The 4,721-nt window shown below is 61.0% G+C and carries 6 protein-coding genes; 2 read left to right on the top strand and 4 right to left on the bottom strand.

Annotated features, from left to right (window positions below):
* The coding region (locus tag ATN38_RS14310; protein ID WP_218748153.1) for a hypothetical protein at window positions 1-637 on the top strand (637 nt) is incomplete at its 5' end.
* A gap of 336 nt (window positions 638-973) precedes the next feature.
* Here the strand turns inward: ATN38_RS14310 and ATN38_RS14305 are convergent.
* From ATN38_RS14305 to ATN38_RS14290, 4 genes are all read right to left on the bottom strand, one after another.
* Complete coding sequence (locus ATN38_RS14305) at window positions 974-1,639, bottom strand: aminopeptidase P family N-terminal domain-containing protein (RefSeq protein WP_209923606.1); 666 nt, start codon at window positions 1,637-1,639, stop codon at window positions 974-976.
* A 412-nt stretch (window positions 1,640-2,051) separates the two neighbouring features.
* The gene (locus tag ATN38_RS14300; protein ID WP_154100420.1) at window positions 2,052-2,561 is read right to left on the bottom strand and encodes a hypothetical protein; all 510 of its coding nucleotides are present in this window, start codon (window positions 2,559-2,561) and stop codon (window positions 2,052-2,054) included.
* A gap of 207 nt (window positions 2,562-2,768) precedes the next feature.
* Window positions 2,769-3,182, bottom strand: a complete 414-nt coding sequence (locus ATN38_RS14295) for a hypothetical protein (protein WP_003941273.1) — start codon at window positions 3,180-3,182, stop codon at window positions 2,769-2,771.
* A 58-nt stretch (window positions 3,183-3,240) separates the two neighbouring features.
* Window positions 3,241-3,576 (bottom strand): hypothetical protein, encoded by a 336-nt coding sequence (locus ATN38_RS14290; protein WP_003941266.1) that lies wholly within the window; start codon window positions 3,574-3,576, stop codon window positions 3,241-3,243.
* Window positions 3,577-3,872: 296 nt separating this feature from the next.
* On the opposite strand from ATN38_RS14290, the gene ATN38_RS14285 reads away from it, so the two are divergent.
* A partial coding sequence (locus ATN38_RS14285) for a PDDEXK nuclease domain-containing protein (protein WP_308256186.1) occupies window positions 3,873-4,721 on the top strand: 849 nt, incomplete at its 3' end.

Raw genomic sequence — 4,721 nt, 5'->3', positions numbered from 1 at the left:
AGCATTACGGTGTGTCACAGGGCTGGTCCTTCTTGGTCGAGAACGGTTGTGTCGCAACTCCCATTCTTACGCCGAGGACCAGCCCGTCTACTTCAATCCCTCGTCAGCAACGTCCATACCCACAACACCTAGCGAGCACGCGGTGACCGCGAAGAAAAAGCGTACCCCCGCCAAAGCGACACACACCGCGCCGAGTCCAGAGGTCGTCGCCGCCACCGAATTCCTGCTCGGCCAACCCGACGCCCGCGCGCTTCGGCGCCGCTACCTCGAACTGATCACCCGCACCACCAGCGCCTCCGGCAAGAGGACCACCGATTACGCCGCCGCCGAACGGTACCTCCTCACCACCGCGGCCAAGCTCCGACGGACACGCCCTAACCCGCCGCCGCCAACCACAAAACAACACCACCGCAGCGACCAGCGGATTACGCTCCGCCCCAACGGTATCCGGGACAGATCCACTCACGCAGGAGTGAAAGACCGCCGGAGAAAGAGAACCATCATCACCTACCGCGTGTACACCCCCACCCGCCGCGGCACCGCCGAACGATCGACCCGAACCCAGCTGGCACCCAACCAACTCAACGATCGATTGAGACCACCCGGTCCAAAACTAGGCCACCCAACCAAGATCTGACTCCTCAAGGTCTCCCGTATCAGTTTCGGTCCTACCTGGGATGGACGGACGGCGCCACGGCACGACTCCGGCTTCGGGGCGCAGCAAGAGAAGGTCATCATTCAAATCTTTTGTCACGGTCGGACGGCCCTTGGCTCCACCCTTGAGGATCTGTCGTCGAGCTTCCTGACCAGCACCGTCGCTGTCGAGCAGGACTGAGCACGCAGGCTTGAACTGGTCTCGTCCGCGCGCCAGGTACAGCATGTAGGGCATCATCCGGAACCGAAACAACTCGACGGCCTCGTCGAGGCGGCCCGCTCACCCCGAACAGTTCGAGTCGAACAACATCTCCGTTTACTAATTGTCGTTCTGTTGCGCGGACGTTCGGGAAATGGCTGCGGGCACCGCTGGCGGTGACCATCCCGCGTTCGCGGTCGACTCCGCCGGCGAAAGCGCCGCCACGGCAGCTCCGGCGAGATCGAGTTCCGAGCTCCCTTCGTGCACCGACGCAAATGCGGTGGCCAGGGCCGCATCTATTGTGCGACTCAGTTCACGGATCAACTCCACTTCCCGGCGACTCTTCCGCATTCGCAGGAGCGCAAACATTCTTTCCGCGCTCCGTAGCTGGGCATGCGGAAGCGCGGCAGTCAGCTCTTCGTAATCTCTAGCGGGAATGTAGTCCGTTTCGACCCCAATGCTCCCGCTCTCCATACCCAGCTCACGAAGCATCTGAGCCATCACGGCCACCGCGTTCTGTTCGAACTCCTGCCACACGTAAGCATCGACGTCGGGAAGCCTGTGACGCACAGTGGTTTCTTCTATGTCGACACACAGCACTGCTGCTCGGCCGTCGGTGTTGACTGCCACGGCCGCGTGGCGCCACCGGAGCGGTTCCTGTGAGGGGACAGCAAAACCAGCCAGATACGCGAAATTCTCTGGAGATAACGCCAGTACGCCCGCCAGCCCACTTTCCGCACTGGCGTCCAACAGTCGCTCAATTACGTCTCGATTGAGATCTGCCATGATCAAGTCCTTTTCGGTATTCGCTACGCGGCCATGTGGGAACGCAATGGCTTCATAACTTGCTCGGCGAAGCGGGTCATGCTTGCAGCAGTTTCTTGAGGGGTTCCGGTGAATGAGCAAGACCATGAGTCCGCTCCAGCCGCGTGGGCCGCGGCGATTCTCTCGATCAACTCGGCAGGGGTGCCGATTGCAGCGAACTGCTGCACTGCCCAAGGTGGCACTACGATTTCAGGCCCGCCCCCCTCCACTGTGTCGATGAGTGTGTGCTCGAAACCGACGCGTTCGAGCACACTTTCGTGTGTCGTTGACATAAGATGTTTGGCGAACTGCACCGCGTGGTCGGGAATAGGCTGACCTTCGTCGAGAACCTCCGTCACCTGCCAGGCGACGTAAGTTGGCATACCCTGCAGCGCTAGCCCTTCAACTGCGTGTCGGTGCGGAGCTCAGCGGCCGCGCACTCGTCGCCCTCGAGGTGACCGAATCGCGCTGGCAGCCAGGCATGAGCTGCCTCGCGGCCGGCAAGCGTCGCGACGTCGAGAGTTCGGAGACCGAGTGGCCGGGCGAGGCCGCGGCCGCGGCGTGAGGCTGTCTGACGCACGAGAACAGCGCGCTCAAAACCGAGAAACTGCTGAAGGCCTGCGAGCCACAGGAGCCGGTCAGGCTCGCCAGACTGGCCCTTGCCGCTCTTACACTCGAGTATCGAACGCGAGATCCGCAGACGTCCGTCGACGTCGACCGCGAGAACGTCTATATCGGTGAGAACATCACGTCCAGAATCCGCGTCGACGCGGATTGGCACACGCAGCCTGACCAGAGCACCGTCGTTGAACTCGGTACGGCCGACTCGACGTTCAAGGTCCGCGCCCGGGTCCGTTCCTCGACCACCCTTCTGCACCGGGCGCTTAGCTGACCGGGACGACACCGCTGAATCATCCGGCAGGTCGCCCCTAGGCGCCTCGACAGTGTCGCGCGTTCCTACTTGCGCCGTTCCTGTCTCTTCAGCTTCAGTGGTAATCGGTGTTGATCGCAAGTGTTGCTTGCCGACCGCTGCGGTTCCTGGTCTGCCTTGGGTGAGGAGGCGATCGCACCTTCCGTGGTTTGGACCTCGTCGTTGATCGGTAGTTCGTCGTCAGACACCGAAAGCACCGCCTGAAGTTACGTCACGCAGCGCCGCAATGAGTCGCGCTTCCTCGTGGCCGTTAATTTCAGCCTCGGAGGCAATCTTGGCGCGTTCCCGCTCGACGTGACTGTAGGCCCGCTGGTTGCCCAAGCTCTGGAGGCTGCCCGCCTCGCCTCGGTTTCGGGACCCTCGGGAGTCGATGATCGACAGTGCGGACTCGGCAATGTCGGATTGGAGTAAAACCATTTTGAAGCTGCCGCTTCGGCCGCTCGGTACCACTTTGATCGTGCCTGCGGTCTCGAGCATCGGGTAGTCGGTCCCGATATTCGGTACGCCTCCGGCTTCGCCATCACGGATGAGCGTGTATAGGAACGCTCCTGGGCTGTGCAATTTCCAGGAGGCGAACGTGGAGGCGTAGATCATGCTGCCTACCAACTGGCGCACGTGCCCCGACGGATCTGTGGGAGCAACGCCGAACGCGTCACGCTTGAGATGCGGGCTGAAAAGGAAACCCTCCTCGGACCCGCCTCGTCAAACCATCAGATTTGCTGTCTGCGTAGGTTTTTCCGTTGTCGAAGGCTCGGGCCATGTACGGCAGAGTGTGGACCTGTGCCGCGCTACCGTTCGTGTCCGCGATGCTGTGGGCGATCGGTTTTAGCATACCGACCGGGATCGAGGGATCGGCATCTTCTGCGGTTTCCCAGGTTCCGGGGATGAACAGGTTGAAAGTCTTCGAGCATCCGTTTGATTGGGCGGACGCGATGCCCGGCGACATCAAAGCGATGGAGGCTGCGACGACTGTTGCCGTCATCAGCATGCATACCGGACGGTGGATGGTCGAACCTAGGAACGGCATGAGAACCTTTCTCTACCAGCGAACACGATGTACCTGTCCGCGCGCGGACAGGCCTGACGCGCCCGATTTCAGGTGAGGGCCGCTATGGTGCTGGACGTATTCACTCCGATCAATGCGCCCTGTGAAGAACTGAGCTGTGCGAGGGCCGGGTGATCCTGCGTCTAGCGCGCACGCCCGAGTCGCCGTTCCTGCGGGCTGAGGTGTCCAGTGGGGGCATGTCCGGTGGGCGTTCCCAGCAGCTGGGTAAAGATGGATGGGTGAATGCTCCAGCCGAACTGCCCGCCGACTACGCCCAGCTTCTCGACCATCTCAAGTCGCAAGTTCGGCAAGCGCGAGTTCGCGCCACCCGAATCGTCAACACCGAACTGCTCAGTCTGTATTGGGACATAGGGCACGCGATTGTGCAGCGTCAAGAGGCCGAGGGCTGGGGTTCAAAGGTGATCGACAGGCTCGCCGTCGATCTTCGATCGGCCTTTCCCGACATGCGTGGGTTGTCGCGGACCAATCTGAAGTACATGCGGCAGATGGCGAGCATCTGGGGGCGCGATGCAATTGGCCAACAACCTGTTGGCCAATTGCCGTGGGGTCATGTGACGGTATTGCTCGACAAGCTGGATAACCAGTCCGACCGCGACTGGTATGCATCAACGGCTGCTGAACACGGGTGGTCGCGCAATGTGCTGCAAAATCAGATCAACAGCGGTTTACGGCGCAGGATCGGTGCGGCACCGTCGAATTTTCAGGACCATCTTCCGGCCGAGGATTCCGATCTCGCTCAGCAATTGGTGCGTGACCCGTACGTCTTCGATTTTCTCGACATCACCGAACGTGTCGCGGAGCGGGAGCTGGAGTCCGCGCTGATGCGTCGGCTGGAGCAGTTCCTCCTCGAACTGGGACACGGGTTCGCTTTTGTTGGACGCCAGTACCATTTCGAGGTCGGTGATCAGGATTTCTATATCGACTTGCTGTTCTTCAACTGGGTGCAAGCGAGGTTCGTCGTCGTCGAGTTGAAGGTAGGCAGGTTTGAGCCGGAGTATGTCGGGAAGCTCGGCTTCTATGTTTCGTGGATCGACGACAACCTCCGCAACAAGGACATCCACGCCCCG

This window comes from Rhodococcus sp. FH8 (genome assembly GCF_019266085.1).
Taxonomy (GTDB): Bacteria; Actinomycetota; Actinomycetes; order Mycobacteriales; family Mycobacteriaceae; genus Rhodococcus_F; species Rhodococcus_F qingshengii.
Note: the sequence above shows the minus strand (reverse complement) of the source record. Positions and strands in the feature narration are given on the sequence as shown.